Annotated in this window: 21 protein-coding genes; 9 read left to right on the top strand and 12 right to left on the bottom strand. The window is 64.2% G+C overall.

Annotated features, from left to right (window positions below; translation table 11 throughout):
* Nucleotides 1-50: 50 nt before the first annotated feature.
* From RTH74_RS15980 to zur, 7 genes are all read right to left on the bottom strand, one after another.
* On the bottom strand, nt 51-821 hold the full coding sequence (locus RTH74_RS15980) for a MetQ/NlpA family ABC transporter substrate-binding protein (RefSeq protein WP_316915316.1): 771 nt from the start codon (nt 819-821) through the stop codon (nt 51-53).
* A gap of 64 nt (nt 822-885) precedes the next feature.
* Nucleotides 886-1,554, bottom strand: coding sequence for a methionine ABC transporter permease (locus tag RTH74_RS15985; protein ID WP_003464751.1), 669 nt, complete (start codon nt 1,552-1,554; stop codon nt 886-888).
* Nucleotides 1,554-2,561 carry a methionine ABC transporter ATP-binding protein gene (locus RTH74_RS15990; protein WP_316915317.1) on the bottom strand — a complete coding sequence of 336 codons (1,008 nt, stop codon included), beginning with the start codon at nt 2,559-2,561 and terminating at the stop codon, nt 1,554-1,556. Before RTH74_RS15990 ends, RTH74_RS15985 begins: the two co-directional genes overlap by 1 nt.
* Before the next feature lie 184 nt (nt 2,562-2,745).
* Entirely contained in the window at nt 2,746-3,591 is an 846-nt protein-coding gene (locus tag RTH74_RS15995) for a PA5502 family lipoprotein (protein ID WP_099525157.1), read from the bottom strand.
* Between the two features lie 89 nt (nt 3,592-3,680).
* Nucleotides 3,681-4,469: a zinc ABC transporter permease subunit ZnuB gene (znuB, locus tag RTH74_RS16000; RefSeq protein WP_192984436.1), complete on the bottom strand. Its 789-nt coding sequence runs from the start codon at nt 4,467-4,469 to the stop codon at nt 3,681-3,683.
* Nucleotides 4,469-5,257: a zinc ABC transporter ATP-binding protein ZnuC gene (gene znuC / locus RTH74_RS16005; protein WP_099525159.1), complete on the bottom strand. Its 789-nt coding sequence runs from the start codon at nt 5,255-5,257 to the stop codon at nt 4,469-4,471. Before znuC ends, znuB begins: the two co-directional genes overlap by 1 nt.
* The gene (zur, locus tag RTH74_RS16010; protein WP_316915318.1) at nt 5,254-5,739 is read right to left on the bottom strand and encodes a zinc uptake transcriptional repressor Zur; all 486 of its coding nucleotides are present in this window, start codon (nt 5,737-5,739) and stop codon (nt 5,254-5,256) included. The genes znuC and zur overlap by 4 nt, the downstream gene beginning before the upstream one ends.
* A gap of 66 nt (nt 5,740-5,805) precedes the next feature.
* On the opposite strand from zur, the gene znuA reads away from it, so the two are divergent.
* Both znuA and RTH74_RS16020 read left to right on the top strand, forming a co-directional pair.
* Entirely contained in the window at nt 5,806-6,744 is a 939-nt protein-coding gene (znuA, locus tag RTH74_RS16015; protein WP_316915319.1) for a zinc ABC transporter substrate-binding protein ZnuA, read from the top strand.
* Nucleotides 6,745-6,957: 213 nt separating this feature from the next.
* A complete protein-coding gene (locus RTH74_RS16020) occupies nt 6,958-8,199 on the top strand; it encodes an MFS transporter (protein WP_316915320.1) in 1,242 nt (413 codons plus the stop codon).
* A 14-nt stretch (nt 8,200-8,213) separates the two neighbouring features.
* On the opposite strand, the gene zwf is transcribed toward RTH74_RS16020, so the two are convergent.
* A complete protein-coding gene (gene zwf, locus RTH74_RS16025; RefSeq protein WP_221899489.1) occupies nt 8,214-9,638 on the bottom strand; it encodes a glucose-6-phosphate dehydrogenase in 1,425 nt (474 codons plus the stop codon).
* Between the two features lie 288 nt (nt 9,639-9,926).
* Here zwf and hexR point away from each other — a divergent pair, with 288 nt between their 5' ends.
* The 5 genes from hexR to RTH74_RS16050 all read left to right on the top strand — a co-directional run bounded on the left by hexR (nt 9,927) and on the right by RTH74_RS16050 (nt 14,342).
* Complete coding sequence (gene hexR, locus RTH74_RS16030) at nt 9,927-10,793, top strand: transcriptional regulator HexR (protein WP_017363449.1); 867 nt, start codon at nt 9,927-9,929, stop codon at nt 10,791-10,793.
* A gap of 37 nt (nt 10,794-10,830) precedes the next feature.
* Complete coding sequence (locus tag RTH74_RS16035; protein WP_099526797.1) at nt 10,831-11,136, top strand: YceK/YidQ family lipoprotein; 306 nt, start codon at nt 10,831-10,833, stop codon at nt 11,134-11,136.
* Nucleotides 11,137-11,205: 69 nt separating this feature from the next.
* Nucleotides 11,206-11,418, top strand: a complete 213-nt coding sequence (locus tag RTH74_RS16040; protein WP_099526796.1) for a PA3496 family putative envelope integrity protein — start codon at nt 11,206-11,208, stop codon at nt 11,416-11,418.
* Between the two features lie 213 nt (nt 11,419-11,631).
* Nucleotides 11,632-12,090, top strand: a complete 459-nt coding sequence (locus RTH74_RS16045; RefSeq protein WP_316915321.1) for a 2Fe-2S iron-sulfur cluster-binding protein — start codon at nt 11,632-11,634, stop codon at nt 12,088-12,090.
* 14 nt (nt 12,091-12,104) lie between these two features.
* On the top strand, nt 12,105-14,342 hold the full coding sequence (locus RTH74_RS16050; protein ID WP_316915322.1) for a xanthine dehydrogenase family protein molybdopterin-binding subunit: 2,238 nt from the start codon (nt 12,105-12,107) through the stop codon (nt 14,340-14,342).
* Nucleotides 14,343-14,586: 244 nt separating this feature from the next.
* Here the strand turns inward: RTH74_RS16050 and RTH74_RS16055 are convergent, their stop codons facing one another.
* Together RTH74_RS16055 and RTH74_RS16060 are read right to left on the bottom strand one after the other, a co-directional pair.
* Nucleotides 14,587-15,774: an XdhC family protein gene (locus RTH74_RS16055; protein WP_316915323.1), complete on the bottom strand. Its 1,188-nt coding sequence runs from the start codon at nt 15,772-15,774 to the stop codon at nt 14,587-14,589.
* Between the two features lie 71 nt (nt 15,775-15,845).
* Nucleotides 15,846-16,820, bottom strand: a complete 975-nt coding sequence (locus RTH74_RS16060) for a LysR family transcriptional regulator (RefSeq protein WP_316915324.1) — start codon at nt 16,818-16,820, stop codon at nt 15,846-15,848.
* A gap of 154 nt (nt 16,821-16,974) precedes the next feature.
* Between RTH74_RS16060 and RTH74_RS16065 the strand changes: the two genes are divergently transcribed.
* Both RTH74_RS16065 and oadA read left to right on the top strand, forming a co-directional pair.
* Entirely contained in the window at nt 16,975-18,390 is a 1,416-nt protein-coding gene (locus RTH74_RS16065) for an acetyl-CoA carboxylase biotin carboxylase subunit (RefSeq protein ID WP_106734162.1), read from the top strand.
* An 8-nt stretch (nt 18,391-18,398) separates the two neighbouring features.
* Nucleotides 18,399-20,210: a sodium-extruding oxaloacetate decarboxylase subunit alpha gene (oadA, locus tag RTH74_RS16070; protein ID WP_115290400.1), complete on the top strand. Its 1,812-nt coding sequence runs from the start codon at nt 18,399-18,401 to the stop codon at nt 20,208-20,210.
* A 251-nt stretch (nt 20,211-20,461) separates the two neighbouring features.
* On the opposite strand, the gene RTH74_RS16075 is transcribed toward oadA, so the two are convergent.
* Nucleotides 20,462-21,190 (bottom strand): carbonic anhydrase, encoded by a 729-nt coding sequence (locus RTH74_RS16075; protein WP_099526789.1) that lies wholly within the window; start codon nt 21,188-21,190, stop codon nt 20,462-20,464.
* 159 nt (nt 21,191-21,349) lie between these two features.
* On the bottom strand, nt 21,350-23,014 hold the full coding sequence (pgi, locus tag RTH74_RS16080; protein ID WP_316915325.1) for a glucose-6-phosphate isomerase: 1,665 nt from the start codon (nt 23,012-23,014) through the stop codon (nt 21,350-21,352).

Consider the following 23,014-nt stretch of genomic DNA (forward strand, 5'->3'; position numbering starts at 1 on the left):
CGGCTTTGCAGCGGCGCGGCATCGGGTACAGCTCAGGGCGTCAGCGGCGATCAGAACGCCGGTACGACGGCGCCCTGGTACTTCTCTTCGATGAACTGCTTCACCTCGGCACTGTGCAGCGCCTTGACCAGCTTCTGCACGGCGTCGCTGTCCTTGTTGTCAGCGCGGGTCACCAGGATGTTGACGTACGGCGAGTCGCTGCCTTCGATGGCCAGAGCGTCCTTGGTCGGGTTCAGCTTGGCTTCCAGGGCGTAGTTGGTGTTGATCAGGGCAAGGTCGACCTGGCTCAGTACGCGCGGCAGGGTGGCCGCTTCCAGTTCACGCACTTTGATCGCCTTCGGGTTCTCTACGATGTCCTTCGGCGTGGCGAGGATGCCGGCTTCAGGCTTGAGTTTGATCACACCGGCTTTCTGCAGCAGCAACAGGGCGCGGCCGCCGTTGGTGGCGTCGTTGGGGATGGCCACGGTGGCACCTTGCGGCAGCTCGCTCAGGTTCTTGATCTTGCTGGAGTAGGCGCCGAAGGGCTCGACGTGCACGCCGGCGACGCTGACCAGGTCGGTCTTGCGGCTGGCGTTGAACTCGTCCAGGTACGGCTGGTGCTGGAAGAAGTTGGCGTCGAGGTTCTTCTGCTGCACTTGCAGGTTGGGCTGCACGTAGTCGGTGAACACGCGCACCTTCAGCTCCACGCCTTCTTTGGCCAGGGCTGGTTTGACGAACTCGAGGATCTCCGCGTGCGGCACCGGGGTGGCGGCGACGTTGAGGGTTTCGGCCTGGGCCGAGAAGGCCGCGCAAGCGGCGATGGCAGTCAGCAGCTTCTTCATTTCAAGGTTCCTTTTGGGAAGGTTGGTGCGGGTCTCACGGGTAGCAAGTCGCCGCTTGTCGTGATTACTTACGAGAAAAATGTATGACCAGGCGATCCCCGACCATCTGCAGCACCTGCACCAGAATCAGCAGCAGGATCACGGTCACGGCCATCACGTCCGGCTGGTAGCGCTGGTAGCCGTAGCGCACGGCCAGGTCGCCGAGGCCGCCGCCGCCGATCAGGCCGCTCATGGCGGTGTAGGACACCAGGGTAATCGCGGTGACGGTGGTGGCCGCGAGCAGGCCGGGCAACGCCTCGGGCAGCAACGCGCGGGTGATGATCTGCCAGGTGGTGGCGCCCATCGCCTGGGTTGCTTCGATGATGCCGCGCTCGACTTCACGCAGGGCGGTTTCCACCAGGCGTGCGAAGAACGGCGTGGCGCCTACCACCAATGGCGGGATGGCGCCGGCGACGCCCAGCGAGGTGCCGACCAGCAGCTCGGTGAAGGGAATCATCAGGATTAGCAGGATGACGAAGGGCACCGAGCGCAGGATGTTCACCACCAGCGACAGCGCGCCATACAGGGCCTTCTGCTCGAACAGCTGACGCGGGCCGGTGAGGAACAGCAGCACGCCGAGCGGCAGGCCGAGCAGCACGGTGAACAGCATCGAGCCGAGCAGCATATTCAGGGTGTCGAGACTGGCCTGCCAGATTTCCGGCCAGAACACGTTGGGCAGCAGTTGTTCGAGCATCAGCGCAGTACCTCCAGATGCACGTCGGCGGCTTCGAAGCGCGCCAGCGCGGCGTCGATGTCGCCACCGGTCAGGGCCAGGGTGAGCTGGCCGTAGGGGGTGTCCTTGATGCGGTCGATACGCCCGGCGAGGATGCTGTAGTCCACCCCGGTCTCACGTGCCACGGTGCCCAGCAGCGGGGCGTAGGTGGCGTCGCCCTGGAAGGTCAGGCGCAGGATGCGGCCTTCGACATGAGCGAAGTCATCGCGCTGTTCGGCTTCGTCGACATGCTCGGACTCCTGCACGAAACGCTTAGTAGTCGGGTGCTGCGGGTGCAGGAACACCTCGGCCACCGGGCCTTCCTCGACGATGACACCAGCGTCCATCACCGCCACGCGGTCGCAGACGCGGCGGATCACGTCCATCTCGTGGGTGATCAGCACGATGGTCAGGCCCAGTTCGCGGTTGATCTCGGCCAGCAGGTGCAGCACGGCGGTGGTGGTCTGCGGGTCGAGGGCGCTGGTGGCCTCATCGCACAGCAGGATCTTCGGTCGCGTGCTCAGCGCACGGGCAATGCCGACGCGCTGCTTCTGCCCACCGGAGAGCTGCGCGGGGTATTTGTTGGCGTGATCTTGCAGGCCGACGCGGGCCAGCAGTTCGGCGACGCGGGCGTCGATTTCGGCGCGGCTCAGCTCGCCGGCCAGACGCAGCGGCATGGCGATGTTGTCGGCGACGGTCTTCGACGACAGCAGGTTGAAGTGCTGGAAGATCATCCCGACCTGCTGGCGGAAGCGACGCAGGCCATTGGCATCGAGGGCGGTGACATCGACGCCGTCGATCTCGATGCGCCCGCCGGAGGGTTCCTCCAGGCGGTTGATCAGGCGCAGCAGGGTGCTCTTGCCGGCGCCGGAATGGCCGATGATGCCGAACACCTGGCCGCTGCCGACCTGCAGCGTGGTGGGCTGCAGTGCCGGAATCTCGCGGCCTGCGACGCGGTAGGCCTTGTGGACGGATTGAAACTGGATCACGCGAACGACCTTTTGGGTGTGTTCAAGGGCGGGCCTCAAGGTGGAAGGGGCCGGCCATCGGGCGCCGGGTCGGGCGCAAAAGGGCGCTAGTTTACCCGGCAGTGTTTAGGCCGAGAAAATCTTTGTAGGCCTATGGTTATTACAAAATTGCATTACCGATCAGCGGTAGTGCGCGCGCCCTTCCTCAGTTGCGTTGTGGGCTCAACAGCAGGCGCGGTACCTGTTGTGGCGCGATCTTCTGGCTCAACTGCGGACGGAAGCTTGGGTCGAGCTTCTTGATCCGCGCCGAGAGCAGCGCCGCGACCCAGGGGTAATCCTTGGCCTCGCGCACTTCGATGCGCACTGCGCAGCGAAAGGTCACGACATCGGCGGCTACGCCGTCGAGCAGTCGGCGCAGGTTTTCGTTGTCCTGGCTGTCCAGCATAGGCAAGGCCACGACGCTGGTGGCGGCGCTCGGATCGATCAGGCGTGCCTTGGGCGTACGCTCGGCCACGGGTGCCGGCTGGCTCGCAGCTGCCGGAGTGGTTGCTGCCTTGGTCGCGGCCTGGCGTTCACTGGCCAGGCGCTGCTGACGCAGTTGTTGCTGACGCTCGGCATCGAGCTTGGCGGCGGCATCGCGCGCCTGCTGCTCGGCGGCCGTCTGGCGGGCCGTTCGTGCGCTGTCGATGGCCTGGTTGAGGTCGTGACTCAGAGCCGGCGCCTGTGGCATCAGGCTGCGGGCCTGGCCCAAGGCCTGCGCGGCGCGATCCAGATCGCCCTGCTGCAGTGCTTCGCGGCCCTGTTCCATATAGGCCTCGGCCAACTGGCGCTGGTACTGCTCCAGGCGCGTGTCGCGGCTGGCGCGCTGCTGCAGGGTGTTGAGCTGGCTACGCGCATCGTCGAGACGCTCTTCTGCGAGGCTCAGGTCGAGCTGGCGGAAGGCGATGACCAGATCATCGACCGGCGGGAGGCTGTGCTGCTGGCTGCTCTGGCAACCGGCCAGAAGTAGAACCAGAAAAAGCGGAAGACCACGAAAAGCGAACGACTTCATAACTACGCGTCTCGAATTGTGCAAAAAACGCGCAATCATACAGGTTCGTACCGCTGATTTCATCTTGATCGGCTACGCAGAGCGCGCCATCAGCTGTTGCGCTTGGGCAGCGCAAAGCTGGCCAGGAATAACGCAGCAGCGCTGACCACGATGGATGGCCCGGCTGGTGTGTCCTGATACCAGGACAGAGCCAGACCGCAGCACACCGCCAGCAGGCCGAGCAAGCTGGCGCCGACGGCCATCTGCTCCGGCGTGCGCGCGTGGCGCTGGGCGGCGGCGGCGGGGATGATCAGCAGGGAAGTGATCAGCAGCACGCCGACGATCTTCATCGCCACGGCGATCACCACAGCAATCAGCAGCATCAGCGCCAGGCGAATCGCTGCTACCGGCAGGCCTTCGACCCGTGCCAGTTCTTCGTGCACGGTGATCGCCAGCAGCGGTCGCCACAACCAGGCCAGTAGCGCCAGCACCAGTGCGCTGCCGCCGATGATCCAGGCCAGATCGGTGGGGCTGACGGCGAGCAGGTCACCGAACAGGTAGCTCATAAGGTCGATGCGCACGTCATGCATGAAACTCAGCGCCACCAGGCCCAGCGACAGGGTGCTGTGGGCGAGGATACCCAGCAGGGTGTCGGAGGCCAGCGGCTGGCGTTGCTGCAGGGTCACCAGCAGCACGGCGAGCAGCACGCAGCCGACGGTCACGGTCAGGGTTGGGCTGACGTCGAGCATCAGGCCCAGCGCCACGCCGAGCAGGGCCGCATGGGACAGGGTGTCGCCGAAGTAGGCCATGCGCCGCCACACCACGAAGGAGCCGAGCGGTCCGGCCACCAGGGCCAGGGTAAGGCCGGCGAGCAGGGCGTTGAGAAGGAAATCGGGCATCAGTGTTTGCAACCAGGGCCGTGAACGTGAGCCGGGCCGTGGATGGTCAGGCCGGGCTGAACCACGCCGCCATGCAGGTCGTGAGCGTGGTCATGATGGTGGTGGTAGACGGCCAGGCTCTTGGCGTCCTGGCCGAACAGTTCGATGAAGGCTGGGTCACCGCTGACCTGCTCAGGGTGACCGGAACAGCACACATGGCGGTTGAGGCAGACCACCTGATCGGTGGCGCTCATCACCAGGTGCAGGTCGTGCGAGACCATCAGTACGCCGCAGCCATGGCGTTCGCGCAGCCGCGAGATCAGCCGATACAACTCGGCCTGGCCGGCGACGTCGACGCCTTGTACCGGCTCGTCGAGCACCAGCAGTTGCGGCTCGCGCAGCAGGGCGCGGGCCAGCAGTACGCGCTGCATCTCGCCACCGGAAATGCTCTGCAGCGGGCTGTCGATCACCTGCTCGGCACCGACCTCGGCCAGTGCTGCCAGGGCGCGCTTGCGATCCACCCCAGGCACCAGGCGCAGGAAACGCAGCACCGAGAGCGGCAGGGTCGCGTCGACGTGGAGTTTTTGCGGCATGTAGCCGATGCGCAGGCGCGGCGCTCGGCGCACGTTGCCGCTGTCGGGTTGGAGCAGGCCGAGCACCACGCGTACCAGGGTGGTCTTGCCGGCGCCGTTGGGGCCGATCAGGGTGACGATCTCGCCGGGCTGTACGCTGAGCTGCACATCGTCCAGAACCGGCTGGCCGTTGAAGCTGACAGCGACGCCGTCGAGGCGGATCAGCGCATCGCTCATGCCGCGCCCTTGCAGCCTGCGCAGAGGCCGACCACTTCCACGGTCTGGCTTTCGACGACGAAGCCGACGCCGGCCGCCCCGTCGACGATGGCCTGGCTGATGGCCGGTTGCTCCAGCTCGGTAGCCGCGTGGCAGCTACGGCAGATCAGGAACTGGCCCTGATGCGCGTGCTCAGGGTGGCTGCAACCGACGAAGGCGTTAAGTGATGCGATGCGGTGCACCAGGCCGTTTTCCAACAGGAAATCCAGTGCGCGGTAAACCGTGGGCGGCGCCGCGCGGCGACCGTCTTCATCGCTCAATACGCCGAGGATGTCATAGGCGCCGAGCGGCTTGTGGCTGGCCCACACCAGCTCCAGCACGCGCTTGCGCAGGACAGTCAGGCGCAGGCCCTGGCGCGCGCAGATGGTTTCGGCCTCGGCCAGGGCATGGCTGACGCAGCGAGAATGGTCATGAGGGCGTGAAGCCAGGGGCGTGTCGGTCATGGGCAAGGACGGCGCTAGTGAGAGACGTTATTATATTACCTGTTCAATTCCATTCGAGTATGCCCCGTGTTGCGCCTTTTCTGTCTCTTTACCCTGTTTTTCGTCGCCAGCGCCCAAGCCGAAGTGCGAGTGCTGACCAGTATCAAACCGCTGCAACTGATCGCCGCAGCGGTGCAGGACGGCGTTGGCGAACCCGAGGTGTTGCTGCCGCCCGGTGCTTCGCCGCACCACTATGCGTTGCGCCCGTCCGACGTACGGCGAGTGCGTGATGCTGACCTGCTGTACTGGATCGGACCGGACATGGAGGCCTTCCTGCCGCGCGTACTGGGTAGCCGTGACAAGCCCCAGGTGGCCGTGCAGGACCTGCCCGGTATGACCCTGCGTCATTTCGGCGAGAGTCATGAGGAACACGATCACGACGATCATGATCACGAGCACGCACATGGTGGCGACGACCTGGGCCACGATCACGACCACCGCCCGGGCAGCCTGGATGCGCACCTATGGTTGGCGGCCAGTAACGCCAAGGTCATCGCCGCCCGCATGGCGGCAGACCTGGCCAAGCTCGACGCGGCCAACGCAGCGCGTTACGCCGCCAACCTGAAAGCCTTCGAAGCGCGCCTGGACGCGCTCGACGGCCGTATCCGTCCGCAACTGGCCGCCTTGCAAGGCAAGCCGTACTTCGTTTTCCACGAGGCCTTCGACTATTTCGAGGCTGCCTACGGCCTCAAGCACGCCGGTGTATTCAGCGTGCTGACCGAGGTACAGCCGGGTGCGCGGCATGTCGCTGCCATGCGCGAGCGCCTGCAGCAGACGGGGCCGAGCTGCGTGTTCAGCGAACCGCCGCTACGTCCGCGTTTGGCTGAAACCCTGACCGCAGGCTTGCCGGTGAAACTGGCGGAACTGGATGCCTTGGGCGGCGCCTTGCCGGTCGACGCCAGCGGTTACGAGCAACTGCTGGAGAATCTGGCTGGCGGCCTGAGCGAGTGCCTGAATAGCCTGTAGGACACGCATTGGAGAGTCCAGCGGCAGGCCCTGTGTAGGAGCGAATTCATTCGCGATTGAAGCGCCCCGGATTGCATCCAGACCACGGGCCGGCCAGGCTTTTGTGGCAGGGGCTCCAGCCGCGACTCGCCGAGCTACGAACTGTAACCACCGCCTCGTTGCCGCCCGCATGCGCAAACCACTAGGCTTGCGCTTTTGCCGCGAGCGCCCGTCATGTCGCCCACCGCACCTCGCCCGTCCAACGCCACGCTGGTGCTGCTGGCCTCGCTCTATTGCGCGCAGGGTTTGCCATCCGGGCTGATCGCCCACTCGCTACCGGTGCTGCTGCGCCAGCATGGCGTCGACCTGGCGCTGATCGGCTTGCTCAAACTGCTGGCGCTGCCCTGGCTGCTCAAGGTGTTGTGGGCACCCTGGATCGATCGCCTGGCCTCACCCCGACTGGGCCATCACCGCGGCTGGATTCTGCCGCTTCAGAGCGGCGTCATCGTCTGTGTCGCGGCACTGGCGCTGCTGGCACCGCAGACACTGTTCGGCTCCGGCCCGTGGTTGTTGCTTGGTTTGCTGCTGCTGATCAACTTGCTGGCCTCGACCCAGGACATCGCTACTGACGGGCTCACCGTACGCTTGCTGCCTGAACGCTGGCGTGGCCTGGGCAATAGCCTGCAGGTGGGCGGCTACAAGGTTGGCATGATCGTCAGCGGCAGCGGCCTGCTGCTGGTGATCGACCCGCTGGGCTGGAACATGGCGCTCGGTCTGCTGGCTGGTCTTATCCTGCTGATGACCCTACCCATCTGGCTGTTCCCAGAGCGCGGTGTTCTGCCTTTCCAGCCTGCCCAGGCGGAACGCGCCTTCGGCCCACGTCTGCTGTTCGACCACTACCGTGGCCTGCTGGCGCAACCCGGCATGCTGCTGTGGCTGGCGGTGGTACTGACTTTCAAATTGGGCGACTCGCTCGGCTCACCGATGATCAAACCGATGCTGGTGGATCAAGGCTGGAGCACGGGCGCGCTTGGCCAACTGACCCTGATCAGCAGCCTGGCCGGCATCGGCGGCGCCTTGCTGGGTGGCTTGCTCTACGCGCGCATCGGCGTGCTGCGTGCCTTGATTCTGTTCGGCGCCCTGCAAGCCATCGGCATCGCTGCCCTGGCCTTGTTGGTCAGCCATGGCTCCAATGTCGGCCTGGTCTACGCCGTGACCCTGTTCGAACAGGTGGCCGACGGCATGTCCACTGTCGCCCTGTTCGCCGCCATGATGCGCATGTGTCGCCCCGAACACGAAGGCGCCGACTTCACCTTGCAGGCCTCGGCGCAGTTGCTGCTATCCGGCTTCGTTGGGGCCAGCAGCGGGGTGCTGGCCAAGGCGTTGGGGTATGAGGGCTTGTTCGTCGGAGCGGGGGTGTTGGGGATGCTCGTGCTGGTGGTCGTGCTGATGCATGTGCGCCGCAAGCCCGCCTGAGTAATCGGGGCGGATCACTCCGCCCAGTGCCGGCCGTGACGCTCCAGAAGGTGTTGCAGTTGCTCCGGGCCGTCGCTGCCGGCCGGATAGGGGCGCGGGCTCTGGTAGTGCTGGTGCCAGCCCTGCAGGATCGGGTCGACCCATTGCCAGGCGGCTTCCACTTCATCGCGGCGCATGAACAGCGTCGAGTCGCCTTCGATCACGTCGAGCAGTAGGCGCTCGTAAGCATCCCAACGACGTTGCTGGCTGAAGGCATTGGCCAGGTTGAGGTCCAGCTCCACCGGTTTCAGGTGCATGCCCTTGCCGGGGTTCTTGGCCATCAGTTGCAGGCTGATGCGCTCTTCCGGCTGCAGGCGGATCAGCAACTGGTTGGCTTCGCCATCGTTGAACAGGCGATGCGGCACGGGCTTGAACTGAATCAGAATCTCCGACGCCTTCTTCGCCAGGCGTTTACCGGTGCGCAGGTAGAAGGGCACGCCGGCCCAGCGCCAGTTGTCGATCTCCACCTGCACGGCGGCGAAGGTCTCGGTATCACTGTCGTTGTCGACGTTCTTCTCGAAGTAATAGGCGGGGACGTCGTGGCCGCCGATTTTGCCGGCGGTGTACTGGCCGCGCACGGTCTTATCCTGCACGTCGAGCCCGGAGATGGGTTTCAGCGCCTCGAGGATCTTCACCTTTTCGTTGCGCACCGCGTCGGCGTCGAAGCGCACCGGGGCTTCCATGGCCACCAGGCAGAGCAGTTGCAGCAGGTGATTCTGGATCATGTCGCGCATGGCGCCGGCTTTGTCGTAGTAGCCGCCGCGGTTCTCCACGCCGAGGGTTTCGCACACGCTGATCTGTACGTGATCGATGTGCCCAGCGCGCCACACCGGCTCGAACAGGGCGTTGGCGAAGCGCAGCGCCATCAGGTTCTGCACGGTTTCCTTGCCTAGGTAGTGATCGATGCGAAACACCCGCGCTTCGTCAAATACGGCGCCGATGGCGGCGTTGATCGCACGGGCTGACTCCAGCGAGTGGCCGATGGGCTTTTCCAGCACTATGCGCGCTGCGGGGCCGGCCAGACCGGCGTTGGCCAGGTGCGCGGCGATGGCTTCGAACAGGCTCGGGGCGGTAGCCAGGTAATAGACCCGTACACGCTCGTCATCACGCCCCAGGCGTTTGGCCAGGCGGCCGAAATCGGCGCTTTGCGCCGCATCCATGGCGAAGTAGTCGAGGCGCGCGGCGAAGCTGGCCCAGGTTTCGTTGGCGAAATCGGCGCGCGCCACCTGGGCGCGGCAGTGACGCTCGGCCAGAGCTTGGTAGGCCTCGCGGCTATGATTGCTGCGGGCCAGGGCGAGGATGCGCACATCGGCGTGCAGACGTCCTTCGCGGTGCAAGTGATAGAGCGCCGGCAGCAATTTGTGCAGGGCCAGGTCGCCCGTACCACCGAAGACCAGCATGTCGCAGGGGATGCTCAAGGGAAGACTCCGACTCGTTGTGGCAGGCCGTTGCACGCGGCCTGCGTTCGCATGAGAGGGGCGCGAAAACGTCCTCAGGTATGCCTGTGTTCTTCGGCATGCGGGCATGCCGGAGAGTTCGTTCAGCGAATTGGCAGTGGCTTGGCTGTGCGCGAGCGCGAGCTATGTAGTATAACTACAAGGTCACTACAACCGCCGCCAGCCGATCATAACCGAGCTATGACCCAGCGAGTGCCGCGGTAGACCCTTTTCTGCATAGAGCCTATCTCAGTGAATCTGTTGCAACACATCGCCCAGTCGCGCCACCTGCTGCGCAAGTCCGAGCTCAAGGTGGCCGATCACGTCTTGCTCGATCCTGCATCGGTGATGCACAGCTCCATGGCCGAACTGGCGCACAGCGTCGGCATCAGCGAGCCGACCATCGTGCGCTTCTGCCGCGCCATCGGTTGCAGTGGCTTCCAAGACCTCAAGCTGAAGCTGGCGCAGAGTCTGGCTGCCGGGGCCAGCTTCGGTCAGTTCGCGATTCACGAGGATGACTCGGTCGCCGACTTCAGCCTGAAGATCTTCGACACTACCCTGCATACACTGATGGAAGTGCGCGAAAAGCTCGACCCCGAGGCACTGCAGCGCGCCATCGCCGCCTGCTCCAACGCGCAGCGCGTGGAGTTCTACGGCTTCGGTGCATCCGGCGCGGTGGCCGCCGATGCCCAGCACAAGTTCTTCCGCCTACTGCTCAATGCCGCGGCCTATTCCGACCCGCACATGCAGGCGATGAGCGCAGTGACCCTGCAGCCGGGCGACGTGGCGGTGTGCATCTCCCAGTCCGGTCGTTCCAAGGACTTGTTGATCAGTGCCAACCTGGTACGTGAATCCGGTGCCAGCCTGATCACCCTGTGCCCTAGCCAGACGCCGCTGGCGGAGCTGTCGACCGTCAACCTGGCCATCGATGTGCAGGAAGACACCGAGATCTACACCCCGTTGACCTCGCGCATCGCCCACCTGGTGGTGATCGACGTGCTGGCCATGGGCGTGGCCATGGCGCGCGGGCCGAGCCTGGTCAACCACCTTAAGAGCGTCAAGCGCAGCCTGCGCAGCTTGCGGCTGTCACCGAAGTCGCTGCGTAACAGCGAGGACTGAATAGAGCGATTAGCGAATGCTTTCAAGGATGAAAGACATGGTGAGACAAGGAGTGCTGATTGCGCTCATCGCGCTCGTTATGGGATGCAGTACCGTGGTTTCCAGGCTGGGGCCGGATAGGCCTTCTGATCTGTATCCAGCGACCAACACCGCACTAGAGCTGACAGGCGATCTGTGGTGCTGGTATTTTCTGGCTTGTCCGATTGTTCTGGTTTCTCTACCTGTGGATGTTGCACTCGATACGCTGCTGCTACCGGTCGACATGGTGCGCCTGCTCAATCGCGATGAGTCGGAGGCAAAGTCTGAAACCATTGCGATATCCGCCGTCACCGAGGCTTCATAGCGCTGCCGTCAAAGCGTCATCTCCCCAAGCGAAGCTGGGTGCTCCAGTCCTCGTTCCGGGAGAACCGAGATGCCTCGTATCTTCGATGACGCGCACCTGCACGACCAACCCGACGCCAAGACCCGGCGCAAACTGCAAGACCAGCGCCGCATGGCCTATCGCCGGGCCATCGAGCACTATGCCGAGCAGTGTCAGCTGCAACGCGAACTTGCCGACTTCCCCGAGCTGGTGTCCGCCGGCTACTCGCAGCAGGCCGAGCGCGCGTCGCGCCGCGCGGCCTGATCCGCTCTCGCTGTCCTGCCTGCGAGCAGGGCAGCGAGCTTGCCCGATTCTACGAACTTATTGCCCGGTTCTGCCGATCGCTGCGGTTGGCGGCGACAGGCGCTTTTGTGCCCACTACAGTGATGGTCTGGCCCCCTGTGTGCGGGGTTGACCGTGACCACCGGCAAGCCATGCCGGAACCATCAGACACCATCAGAACAAGGTGGGCAGACCATGATTATCCTGAATCTCAATGGCCAGGACCACGAGCTGGACGTGGCCGACGATATGCCGCTGCTCTGGGCATTGCGCGACGTCGCCAATCTCACCGGCACCAAGTACGGCTGTGGCATGGCGCTGTGCGGCGCCTGCACGGTTAACGTCGAAGGCCAGCCGACCCGCTCCTGCGTTACCCCGGTATCGGCAGTGGTCGGCAAGCGCATCAACACCATCGAAGCGGTCGGCGAAGATGCCGTGGGCAAGGTGGTCCAGCAGGCTTGGCGGCAACTCGACGTGGTGCAGTGCGGTTACTGCCAGTCCGGGCAGATCATGGCGGCGACGGCCTTGCTGAGTAGCAACAAGGCGCCGAGCGATGCCGATATCGATGCGGCCATGAGCGGCAATATTTGCCGCTGTGCGACCTACGTGCGGATTCGCGCCGCGATTCACGAAGCTGCCGACAAACTGGCCTGAGGAGGCGCATAGACATGGGCAAGATCGAAACCCCCGATAGCGCCACTCGCGGCATCCTCAATGTTAGCCGCCGCACTCTGCTCAAGGGCTCCGGTGGCCTGGCGCTGGGCATCTTCTTCGCGCCGCTGCTGCGCGGTATGGACGCGCTGGCCGCAGGCGGCCCGCTGGAGCCGAACGCCTTCGTGCGTATCGACCTCGATGGCACGGTGACTGTACTGGCCAAACACCTGGAGATGGGCCAGGGCAGCTACACCGGCCTGGCCACATTGCTCGCCGAAGAACTGGATGCCGACTGGGACAAGGTGCGCGTCGAAGGCGCGCCGGCCGATGTGAAACGCTACAACAACCTCGCGTTCGGCCCGATGCAGGGCACCGGCGGCAGTACCGCCATGGCCAACTCCTGGGAGCAGATGCGCAACGCCGGTGCCACCGCCAAGGCCATGCTGGTGGCGGCTGCCGCGCAGCGTTGGAGCGTGCCGGTAAGTGAAATCAGCGTCGAAAAGGGCGTGGTCAGTCACGCCGGTTCAGGTCGCAGTGCCGGCTTCGGCGAACTGGTCGAGGCGGCAGCCTCGTTACCGGTGCCGGAGCAGGTGCAGCTCAAAGACCCCAAGGACTTCAAGCTGATCGGCAAACGCGAGCTGCGCCGCAAGGACAGCCCGGGCAAGACCGATGGCAGCGCCATCTTCACTCAGGACTTCAAGCTGCCCGGCATGCTGGTGGCCATGGTCGCCTATCCGCCGCGTTTCGGCGGCGTGCCGCGCTCGGTCGACAGCAGCAAGGCCAAGGCCGTGCGTGATGTGGTCGAAGTGGTGGAGTTTCGCGATCTGCCCCATGGTCGTTCGGGCGTCGCCGTGTTGGCGAAGAACACCTGGGCGGCGCGCCAGGGGCGCGATGCGTTGGTAATCGACTGGGATGAGAGCCAGGCCTTCACCCTTGGTAGCGAGGAAATTCTCGCGCAATACCGCGACGATGCGGGCAAGCCAGGTCGGCCGGCCACGAGCAAGGGCGATACCGATGCGGTGCTGGCCCAGGCGGCGAAAACCGTCGAGGCCGACTACGAGTTTCCTTATCTGGCGCACGCGGCGATGGAGCCGATGAACTGCCTGGTCAAGCTGTCCGGCGACCGCTGCGAAATCTGGAACGGCGAGCAGTTCCAGACCGTCGACCAGGCCATCATCAGTAGCTACCTGGGCCTCACGCCCGAGCAGGTTTCGCTGACCCAGCTGTATGCCGGCGGCAGTTTCGGTCGTCGCGCCGGTTCGGTGTCGGATTACCTGCTGGAGGCGGTGGCGATCACCAAGGCCGCGCGTGACAAGGGCGTGGACGCGCCGGTAAAAATGGTCTGGACGCGTGAGGACGATACCCGTGGCGGTTATTTCCGACCGCTGTACCTGCACCGCGTGCGCATAGGCCTGGATGAGGCCGGCAAGCTGCAGGCGTGGCACAACCGTATCGTCGGTCAGTCGATCATTGCCGGCACCTCGATGGAGCCGTTCCTGGTCAAGGAGGGTATCGACCACACTTCCGTCGAAGGTGTTTCCAACCTCTCCTATGCCGTGCCCAACCTGCAGGTGGAGCTGAGCACGCCGACCAATATCAAGGTGCCGGTGCTGTGGTGGCGCTCGGTGGGGCATACCCACACCGGTTACGTCGCTGAAACCATGATCGATGAGGCCGCTGTCGCGGCTGGGCAGGACCCTTACAGCTTCCGCCATGCGTTGCTGGACAGCCATCCGCGTCATCGCGGTGCGCTGGAGCTGGCCGCCAAGCAGGCCGGCTGGGACAAACCGCTGGCGGCGGGTGCCGAGGGCGAGAAGCGCGGGCGTGGCATTGCCGTGCATGAATCGTTCGGCTCATTCGTGGCGCAGGTCGCCGAGGTCACGGTGAAGGCCGATGGCAGCTACCGTCTGGATCGCGTGGTGTGCGCGGTTGACTGCGGCATCGCGATCAACCCGGATGTGATCAAGGCGCAGATGGAAGGCGGCATCGGCTTCGCCCTGGCGGCTGCCCGGCACAGCGCGATCACCTTGAAGGAAGGCCGGGTCGAGCAATCGAACTTCCACGACTTCCAGGTGCTGCGCATGAACGATATGCCCAAGGTCGAGGTGCATATCGTGCCGTCGGCGGCGAATCCCACCGGTGTCGGTGAGCCCGGTGTGCCGCCGCTGGCGCCAGCTCTGGCCAACGCGCTGTTCGCAGCGACCGGCGTGCGTCTGCGCAAGCTGCCATTCCCGGCGCAGATCAAGGCCTGACCGAAGACGCGGTAAACAAACGCCCGGGCAGTTGCCCGGGCGTTTTTGTTTCAGCCGGTCGCGGCTAAAGCCCCTCCCACAAGGGGCGCGCCGGGCGGTAGATCGGATGGAGTTAGAGAAGGCGCTTTGTATGGGAGGTCCTTTCGGCTCTGGCATCCTGCATCCATGCATTGTGTAGGGTGGGCTTCAGCCCACCCTACGAATCTGTGTCAGGCCGTGGCCCGGATGCAATCCGGGGCTTTGCTCAGGAGGCGGTCAGTATGGTCGCTGGCTCGATATCGCTGCAGTCCAGCGGCGTTGGCGTATGGATCGCCGCCTGGCGATGCTTGAGCATGCCGCCTGTGCGCTGGTTAATGGCTGCCGTCATCTCGGCGAGTATTGCCGTGGCCACGCTCTCCGGCGTATCGCCGCCGATATCCAGGCCGATGGGGTAGTGCAGGCGATCCAGTGCTGGTAACTGCGCGCTGTGTTGGCGAATCTCGTCCAGCAGGCGTTCGGTGCGGTCACGTGGCCCCAGTTGGCCGATATAGGCCGGCTCGCCCTGCAGCACACTGCCCAGCCAATGGCGATCCTGACTGTAACTGTGGCTCATGATCGCCACCATGGCGCCGTCGGTGAGTGTGTGCAGCTCGTAAGGTGGGCGGGCATCGATCTGCAGCACGGTGTCGGCGTCGGGGAAGCGCTCGGCGCGGGCGAAATGGGCGCGGCCATCGACCACGGTGACGTGCCAGTCCAGCAGCTTGGCCATGTGCGTCAGCGGCTGCGCATCATGCCCTGCACCGAAGATCACCAAGCGTCGCTGCGGTGCCAGGTATTCGCAGAACACCTCGATCTCGCCACGCTCATCACGGTAGCTGCGCAGCGAGGAGCGGCCCTGGCTCAGGGTCTGCTCCAGGTCGGCGCGCACCTCTGCGTCGAGTGCGGGGTCGAGCAGGCGGCTGCCGTCGCCTAGTGATGGATGCAGATACAGACGCTCGCCCACACGTACACGGGCGTTGCGGTAGCTGCCGATCACCGTGGCGACCGCCCCGGCATTGCCGCTTTCGCGCACCTGGCGCAGCAACTCGAGCACCGCCAGCGGCTTTTCCGCGCTGTGGCGTTCGAGCAATACGTGCACGGTGCCGTTGCAGCCGAGGCCGAAGGTCAGTGCGGCGTCCTGATCATCATCGTCGTCCTGGGTGGCCGTGCTGTAGCGGCGGATCACGGCGTCGCCACTATCTGTCAGCCACCAGGCCTTCTTCGCTACCTCGGACTCCAGGCAGCCGCCGCTGATGGTGCCCACGGTGCCGCCGTAGAGCGGGATCAGCATGCGCGCGCCGGGGCGGCGGTAGGCCGAGCCTTCGACCTTGACCACGGTGGCGAGCACGGCCTGGCCGTTGTCGCGTTCGAGCGCGCTGATGGCGCCGAGCAGGGCGCTGATTCCCGACAGCATAGGTTTCTCCCAGGCAGGTTTTGGTGGAGCGATCCCAGGCTGCCAATGTCCCGTATGCCAGTTAAGAAGGGTTAGGCCGATCCTGCGAGATTCTTGCCCGATCCTGCGCTGCTGGCCTGAAAGCGTTCGGCCAGTTTGACGATGCGCGCGCGCTCGGTGCGGATGAAGTCGACGAAGGCCTGCGCCACCGGGGACAGACGGCGACCGCGGATATTCACCACGCACCAGCTGCGCTGCAAGGGCAACTCGGCCACCGGCAGCTCGCGCAGCAGGCCATGCTGCAACTCCAGGCGTACGGCATCACGCGGTAGCAGGGCGATGCCGAGCCCGGCCAGCACCGCTTCGCGCTGCGACTCCAGCGAGCCGATTTCCAGCGTATGCGGGAAGTGTGCGCGTTTCTGGTGACAGTACTCCTCGCAGGCGCGCCGGGTGCCCGAGCCGCTTTCGCGGATCAGCAGTGGGTAGGTGGTGAGGTCCTGCAACTGCAGGCTGTCCGCCTCGCACAGCGGGTGATCGGGCGGCGCCACGGCGATGATCGGGTTGTTGAGGAAGGGCATGAAGTCCAGCGCCATGTCCTGCGGCACCTGGCTCATGATCATCAGGTCATCGCGGCTCTGGGTCAGGCGGCGCACCACCAGGGCGTGGTTGACCACCGTGAGGTTGAGTATGACATCCGGATATTGGCGGCGAAATTCGGCGAACAGGTGGGGAATGAAGTACTTGGCGCTGGATTCGATGCACAAATTGAGCTGCCCCTGCAGTGAGCCTTGCAGGTCTGACAGCTGCATATCCAGGCTTTCCAGGCGGCCGAAGATATCGCTGCTGGCCCGTTTGAGTGCCTCGGCTGCTTCGGTCAGGTAAAGCTTCTTGCCGACATAATCGAACAAGGGCTGGCCGACCAGCTCCTCCAGCTGACGAATCTGCAGGCTCACGGCCGGTTGAGTCAGTGACATGTCCTCGGCCGCGCGGCTGTAGGAGCCGTGTTCGCACACCGCCCGGAACACCTGAAGCTGGCGTAGCGTCATGCGCAGCAGGGTTTTACGCACGTTTTCGCCCTCGTTCGATCAATTCATAAGTAATTACTTATGCACGATCAAATAATTATTCATTTTTGTTAATTCGTACAGCCGGATAGGGTTTCACCACTCTTGCAACCAACTGTTGCAGCGGCCCTTGCAGCTCTGCGCTGAGGATTGGATCGTGATAAGAAAAATACTGATCGCCAACCGTGGTGAGATTGCCGTCCGCATCGTGCGAGCTTGCGCCGAGATGGGTATCCGCTCAGTGGCGATCTACTCCGATGCGGACCGTCATGCATTGCACGTCAAGCGTGCCGACGAAGCGCACAGCATTGGCGAAGACCCGCTGGCTGGCTATCTGAACCCGCGCAAGCTGGTCAACCTGGCCGTGGAAACTGGCTGCGATGCGCTGCATCCTGGTTACGGTTTTCTTTCTGAAAACGCCGAACTTGCAGAGATCTGCGCCGAACGCGGGATCAAATTCATAGGCCCGAGCGCGGAAGTCATCCGCCGCATGGGCGACAAGACCGAAGCCCGCCGCAGCATGATGGCCGCTGGCGTGCCCTGCACCCCCGGCACCGAAGGCAACGTCGCCGATCTGGCCGAAGCCCTGCGAGAAGCCGAGCGCATTGGCTACCCGGTGATGCTCAAGGCCACCTCCGGTGGTGGCGGTCGTGGTATCCGCCGCTGCAACAGCCGCGAGGAGCTGGAACAGGCCTACCCGCGGGTGATTTCCGAGGCGACCAAGGCCTTTGGCAGCGCCGAAGTCTTCCTGGAAAAATGCATCGTCAATCCGAAGCACATCGAGGCGCAGATCCTCGCCGACAGTTTCGGCAACACCGTGCACCTGTACGAGCGCGATTGCTCGATCCAGCGCCGTAACCAGAAGCTGATCGAAATCGCCCCCAGTCCGCAGCTCACTCCCGAGCAGCGCGCCTATATCGGTGACCTGGCGGTGCGCGCCGCGCAGGCCGTGGGATACGAGAATGCCGGCACCGTGGAGTTCCTGCTCGCCGAAGGCGAGGTGTACTTCATGGAGATGAATACCCGGGTGCAGGTGGAACACACCATCACCGAGGAAATCACCGGCATCGACATCGTTCGCGAACAGATTCGCATCGCCAGCGGCCTGCCGCTGTCAGTCAAGCAGGAAGACATCATCCACCGTGGTTATGCCCTGCAGTTCCGCATCAACGCCGAGGATCCGAAGAATAACTTCCTGCCCTCGTTCGGCAAGATCACCCGTTACTACGCGCCCGGCGGCCCCGGCGTGCGCACTGACACGGCGATCTACACCGGCTACACCATTCCGCCCTATTACGACTCGATGTGCCTGAAGCTGATCGTCTGGGCGCTGACCTGGGAAGAGGCGATGGATCGTGGCCTGCGCGCACTGGACGACATGCGCGTGCAGGGCGTGCGCACCACCGCGCCCTATTACCAGGAAATTTTGCGTAACCCGGAATTCCGTAGCGGCCAGTTCAATACCAGCTTCGTCGAAAGCCACCCGGAACTGACCCAGTACTCGATCAAGCGCAACCCGTCGCACTTGGCCATCGCCATCGCCACCGCCATCGCTGCCCACGCGGGCCTGTAGGGGACATCATGAGCAAGAAGATCACCGTTACCGATACCGTCCTGCGCGATGCCCACCAGTCGCTGCTGGCCACGCGCATGCGCACCGAAGACATGCTGCCGATCTGCGACAAGCTCGACCGCGTCGGCTACTGGTCGCTGGAAGTCTGGGGTGGCGCCACCTTCGACTCGTGCGTGCGCTTTCTCAAGGAAGACCCGTGGGAGCGTCTGCGCCAGCTCAAGGCGGCGTTGCCCAATACCCGCCTGCAGATGCTCCTGCGCGGGCAGAACCTGCTCGGCTACCGCCATTACAGCGATGACGTGGTCAAGGCGTTCGTGGCCAAGGCGGCGGTCAACGGCATCGACGTGTTCCGCATCTTCGATGCGATGAACGACGTGCGTAACCTGCGCGTGGCCATCGAGGCGGTCAAGGCTGCCGGCAAGCATGCCCAGGGCACTATCGCCTACACCACCAGCCCGGTGCACACCAACGAGGCCTTCGTCGCCCAGGCCAAGGCCATGCAGGCGATGGGCATCGACTCCATCGCCATCAAGGACATGGCCGGCCTGCTCACGCCGTACGCCACCTTCGAACTGGTCAAGGCGCTGAAGAGCGAAGTCGATCTGCCGGTGTTCATCCACAGCCACGACACCGCCGGTCTCGGTTCGATGTGCCAGCTCAAGGCCATCGAAGCCGGTGCCGACCATATCGACACCGCCATCTCCAGCCTGGCCTGGGGCACCAGCCATCCGGGCACCGAGTCGATGGTCGCCGCGCTCAAGGGCAGCGAGTTCGACACCGGCCTGGATCTGGAGCTGATCCAGGAAATCGGCATGTACTTCCATGCCGTGCGCAAGAAATACCACCAGTTCGAGAGCGAGTTCACCGGCGTGGATACCCGCGTGCAGGTCAACCAGGTGCCGGGCGGGATGATTTCCAACCTGGCCAACCAGCTCAAGGAGCAGGGCGCGCTGAACCGCATGAACGAAGTGCTGGAAGAGATTCCGCGCGTGCGTGCCGACCTCGGCTTCCCGCCGCTGGTGACGCCGACTTCGCAGATCGTCGGCACCCAGGCGTTCTTCAACGTGCTGGCCGGCGAGCGCTACAAGACCATCACCAACGAAGTGAAGCTGTACCTGCAGGGTCGCTACGGCAAGGCGCCGGGCAAGGTCGATGAGCAACTGCGCAAGCAGGCCATCGGCAGCGAAGAAGTGATCGACGTGCGCCCGGCCGACCTGCTCAAACCCGAGCTGGCGCGCCTGCGTGAAGAGATCGGCAGCCTGGCCAAGTCCGAAGAGGACGTGCTGACCTTCGCCATGTTCCCCGATATCGGGCGCAAGTTCCTCGAAGAGCGCGCGGCCGGCACCCTCAAACCGGAAGAGCTGCTGCCCATGCCGAATGGTCAGGGCAAGGCCGCGCCGGTGGGCGGTGAGGGCGTGCCAACCGAGTTCGTGGTCGACGTGCATGGCGAAAGCTACCGTGTGGACATCACTGGTGTTGGCGTCAAGGGCGACGGCAAGCGTCACTTCTACCTGTCCATCGACGGCATGCCGGAAGAAGTGGTGTTCGAGCCGCTCAACGATTTCGTCGCAGGCAGCGGTGGCAAGCGTAAACAGGCCGCTGCACCGGGCGACGTCTCCACCACCATGCCAGGCAACATCGTCGATGTACTGGTCAAGGAAGGTGACACGGTCAAGGCGGGTCAGGCGGTGCTGATCACCGAAGCAATGAAGATGGAAACCGAAGTACAGGCGCCGATTGCCGGCACCGTCAAGGCCGTTCACGTGGCCAAGGGCGACCGCGTCAATCCGGGCGAAGTACTGGTGGAAATCGAAGGTTAACCTCTATGGAGCCCGGCCTGTTGGATGGGCAAGTTTGACGGGGCGTAACCCGGGCTCCTTTTTTATTCGCAGGCGCTTCGCATGAGGCGCCACAGGGTTTGAGACCCGGGAGCCGCAAGGCTCCTTTTTTTACTGCAGTTCTCTGGTCATGCCCCAGGTGCGCAAGTACAGCGCAGGCGATCAGCACCGCTTGCGCGGGGCATGGCCTTTTCCCTTCAGCCGGCCGGAGCCTTGACTCCGGCCGGCGCGTTTCAGTCCTGCGGGAAGCGCGAGCGCGGTGTGGCCATCGGGATCTTGTCGCCGTCGAGCGGCAGGAAGCTGCCCAGCTCGGCATCGTAGGCCTTGATCTGGCTGGTTTCGATGTCGTACACCCAGCCATGGATGAACAGCTGGCCGCGCGCCAGCTTGGCTGCTACCGAAGGGTGGGTGCACAGGTGGTTGAGCTGCGCCACCACGTTTTCTTCGGTGAGCACTGCCAGGGTTTCCTTGTCGTCGCTGCAGTTGCAGTTCTCTGCCACCACGCTGCGGGCGACTTCGGCATGGCGCAACCAGGCTTTTACCGTGGGCATGGTTTCCAGCGATGCCGGGTTGAGCACGGCCTTCATCGCGCCGCAGTCGGAGTGGCCGCAAACGACGATGTGCTGCACGCCCAGGGCCATCACCGCGTATTCGATGGCGGTGGAAACGCCGCCCATCATCTGCCCATAGGCCGGCACCACGTTACCGACGTTGCGGTTGACGAACAGGTCGCCGGGCGAGCTTTGCGTGATCAGTTCCGGCACCACGCGCGAGTCGGCGCAGGTGATGAACATGGCGCGGGGGTTCTGGGCGGTGGCGAGCTTCTTGAACAGCTCTTCCTGCTGCGGGAAGACCTCGTTGCGAAAGCGCTTGAAGCCATCGACGATGCTGTGCAGCGCCTGATCGGCGGTCTCGTTGCCCTCGTGGGTCTGAAGCGGAATCACCTGGTGTTTGTAAGGCATGCCCTGAACCTCTTCGTTATCGAAAATACGCTGCTAAAACGACAGCGGCAGCGGGGTGCGAGTCACACGCAAGTGTCGCCTTCGGCAAGCCGAGCGACAACTGGCAGATCTTTGCAATTGATGCACGGCGCCAGCGGCTGGGCCAGCCGCTGCTGTGGGTTAGCCGCGATGGTGACTGCGGAAGAAGTCGATCAGACCTTGGGTGGACACGTCTTCGGCGCCGCTGGGGTCGCTGCCGACCATGCGCGAGTAGACGCCCTTGCCCAATTCCTTGCCCAGCTCCACGCCCCACTGGTCGAAGGCGTTGATGCCCCAGATCACGCTCTGCACGAAGACCTTGTGCTCGTAGAGGGCGATCAGTGCGCCCAGGCGACCAGGGCTGACCCGCTCCAGCACCAGGGTATTGCTGGGGCGGTTGCCTGGTACCACCTTGTGCGGCGCCAGGCGCTGTACCTCGTCTTCACTCAGGCCCTGGGCGCGCAGCTCGGCTTCGGCCTCCGCGTGGCTCTTGCCAAGCATCAACGCCTGGCTTTGCGACAGGCAGTTGGCGAACAGCCACTGGTGATGGTCGGCCACCGGGTTGTAGCTGCTCACCGGAACGATGAAGTCCGCGGGGATCAGCTGCGTGCCCTGGTGCAGCAACTGGTGGTAGGCGTGCTGGCCGTTGCAGCCGACACCGCCCCAGATCACCGGACCGCTGGCGATCTGCAGGGCGCTGCCGTCCTGGCGCACGCGTTTGCCGTTGGACTCCATGTCCAGCTGCTGCAGGTGCTTGGTGATGTTTCGCAGATAATGGTCATACGGCAGGATGGCGTGGCTCTGCGCGCCCCAGAAGTTGCCGTACCAGACGCCGAGCAGGGCCAGCAGCACCGGCATGTTGCGTTCGAACGGCGCCTGCTGGAAGTGCAGGTCCATGCGATAGGCGCCGGTGAGCAGCTCCTTGAAATTGGAGATGCCGATGGACATGGCGATCGGCAGCCCGATGGCCGACCACAGCGAGTAGCGCCCGCCGACCCAGTCCCACATCGGCAGGATGTTTTCTTCGCGAATACCGAAGGCTTTGGCAGCCTCGACGTTGCTCGACACCGCCATGAAGTGTCGATGCAGCTCCTCTTCCGAGCCACCTTGGGCCAGGTACCAGCCGCGTGCGGCCTGGGAGTTCTTCAGGGTTTCCAGGGTGCTGAAGGTTTTCGACGAGACGATGAACAGGGTGGTCTCGGCGCTCAGCTTGGCGGCCAGCTCCTGAAACGAGCTGCCGTCGATATTGGCCAGATAGTGGCAGCGTACGCCGCGCTGGGCGAAGGGCAGCAGCGCCTCGGAGACCAGTTGCGGGCCGAGAAAGGAGCCGCCGATACCGATATTGACCACATCGGTGATGGGCTTGTCGCTATAGCCGCGCCACAGGCCGTGATGCACGCGCCCGACCAGCTCGCTCATGCGTAACAGGGCGCGGTGTACCTGGGGCATCACGTCCTCGCCATCGACCAGCACGCGGTCGCCCAACGGCCGGCGCAACGCCGTATGCAAGGCCGGCCGGCGCTCCGAGGCATTGACCTGCGCGCCCTCGAACAGCGCCGCGATGGCCTGCGTCAGGCCGGCGTCCCTGGCCAGGTCGACCAGCAGGCTGCGCGTGCGTTCGTCGATCAGGTTCTTCGAGTAATCGAGGAACAGGCCGCAGTCATCCAGAGAAAAGCGCTCGAAGCGTTGTGGGTCGTCAGCGAACGCCTGACGCAGGTTGAAGCCGTCCAGCGCCTGGCGATGTTCGTTCAGTGCCTGCCAGCTGGGCAGTCGGGTGACATCCTGGGAGGAGGGGGCGTAAGGCAT

It is taken from the genome of Pseudomonas sp. zfem001, from assembly GCF_032621725.1.
GTDB lineage: Bacteria > Pseudomonadota > Gammaproteobacteria > Pseudomonadales > Pseudomonadaceae > Aquipseudomonas > Aquipseudomonas sediminis.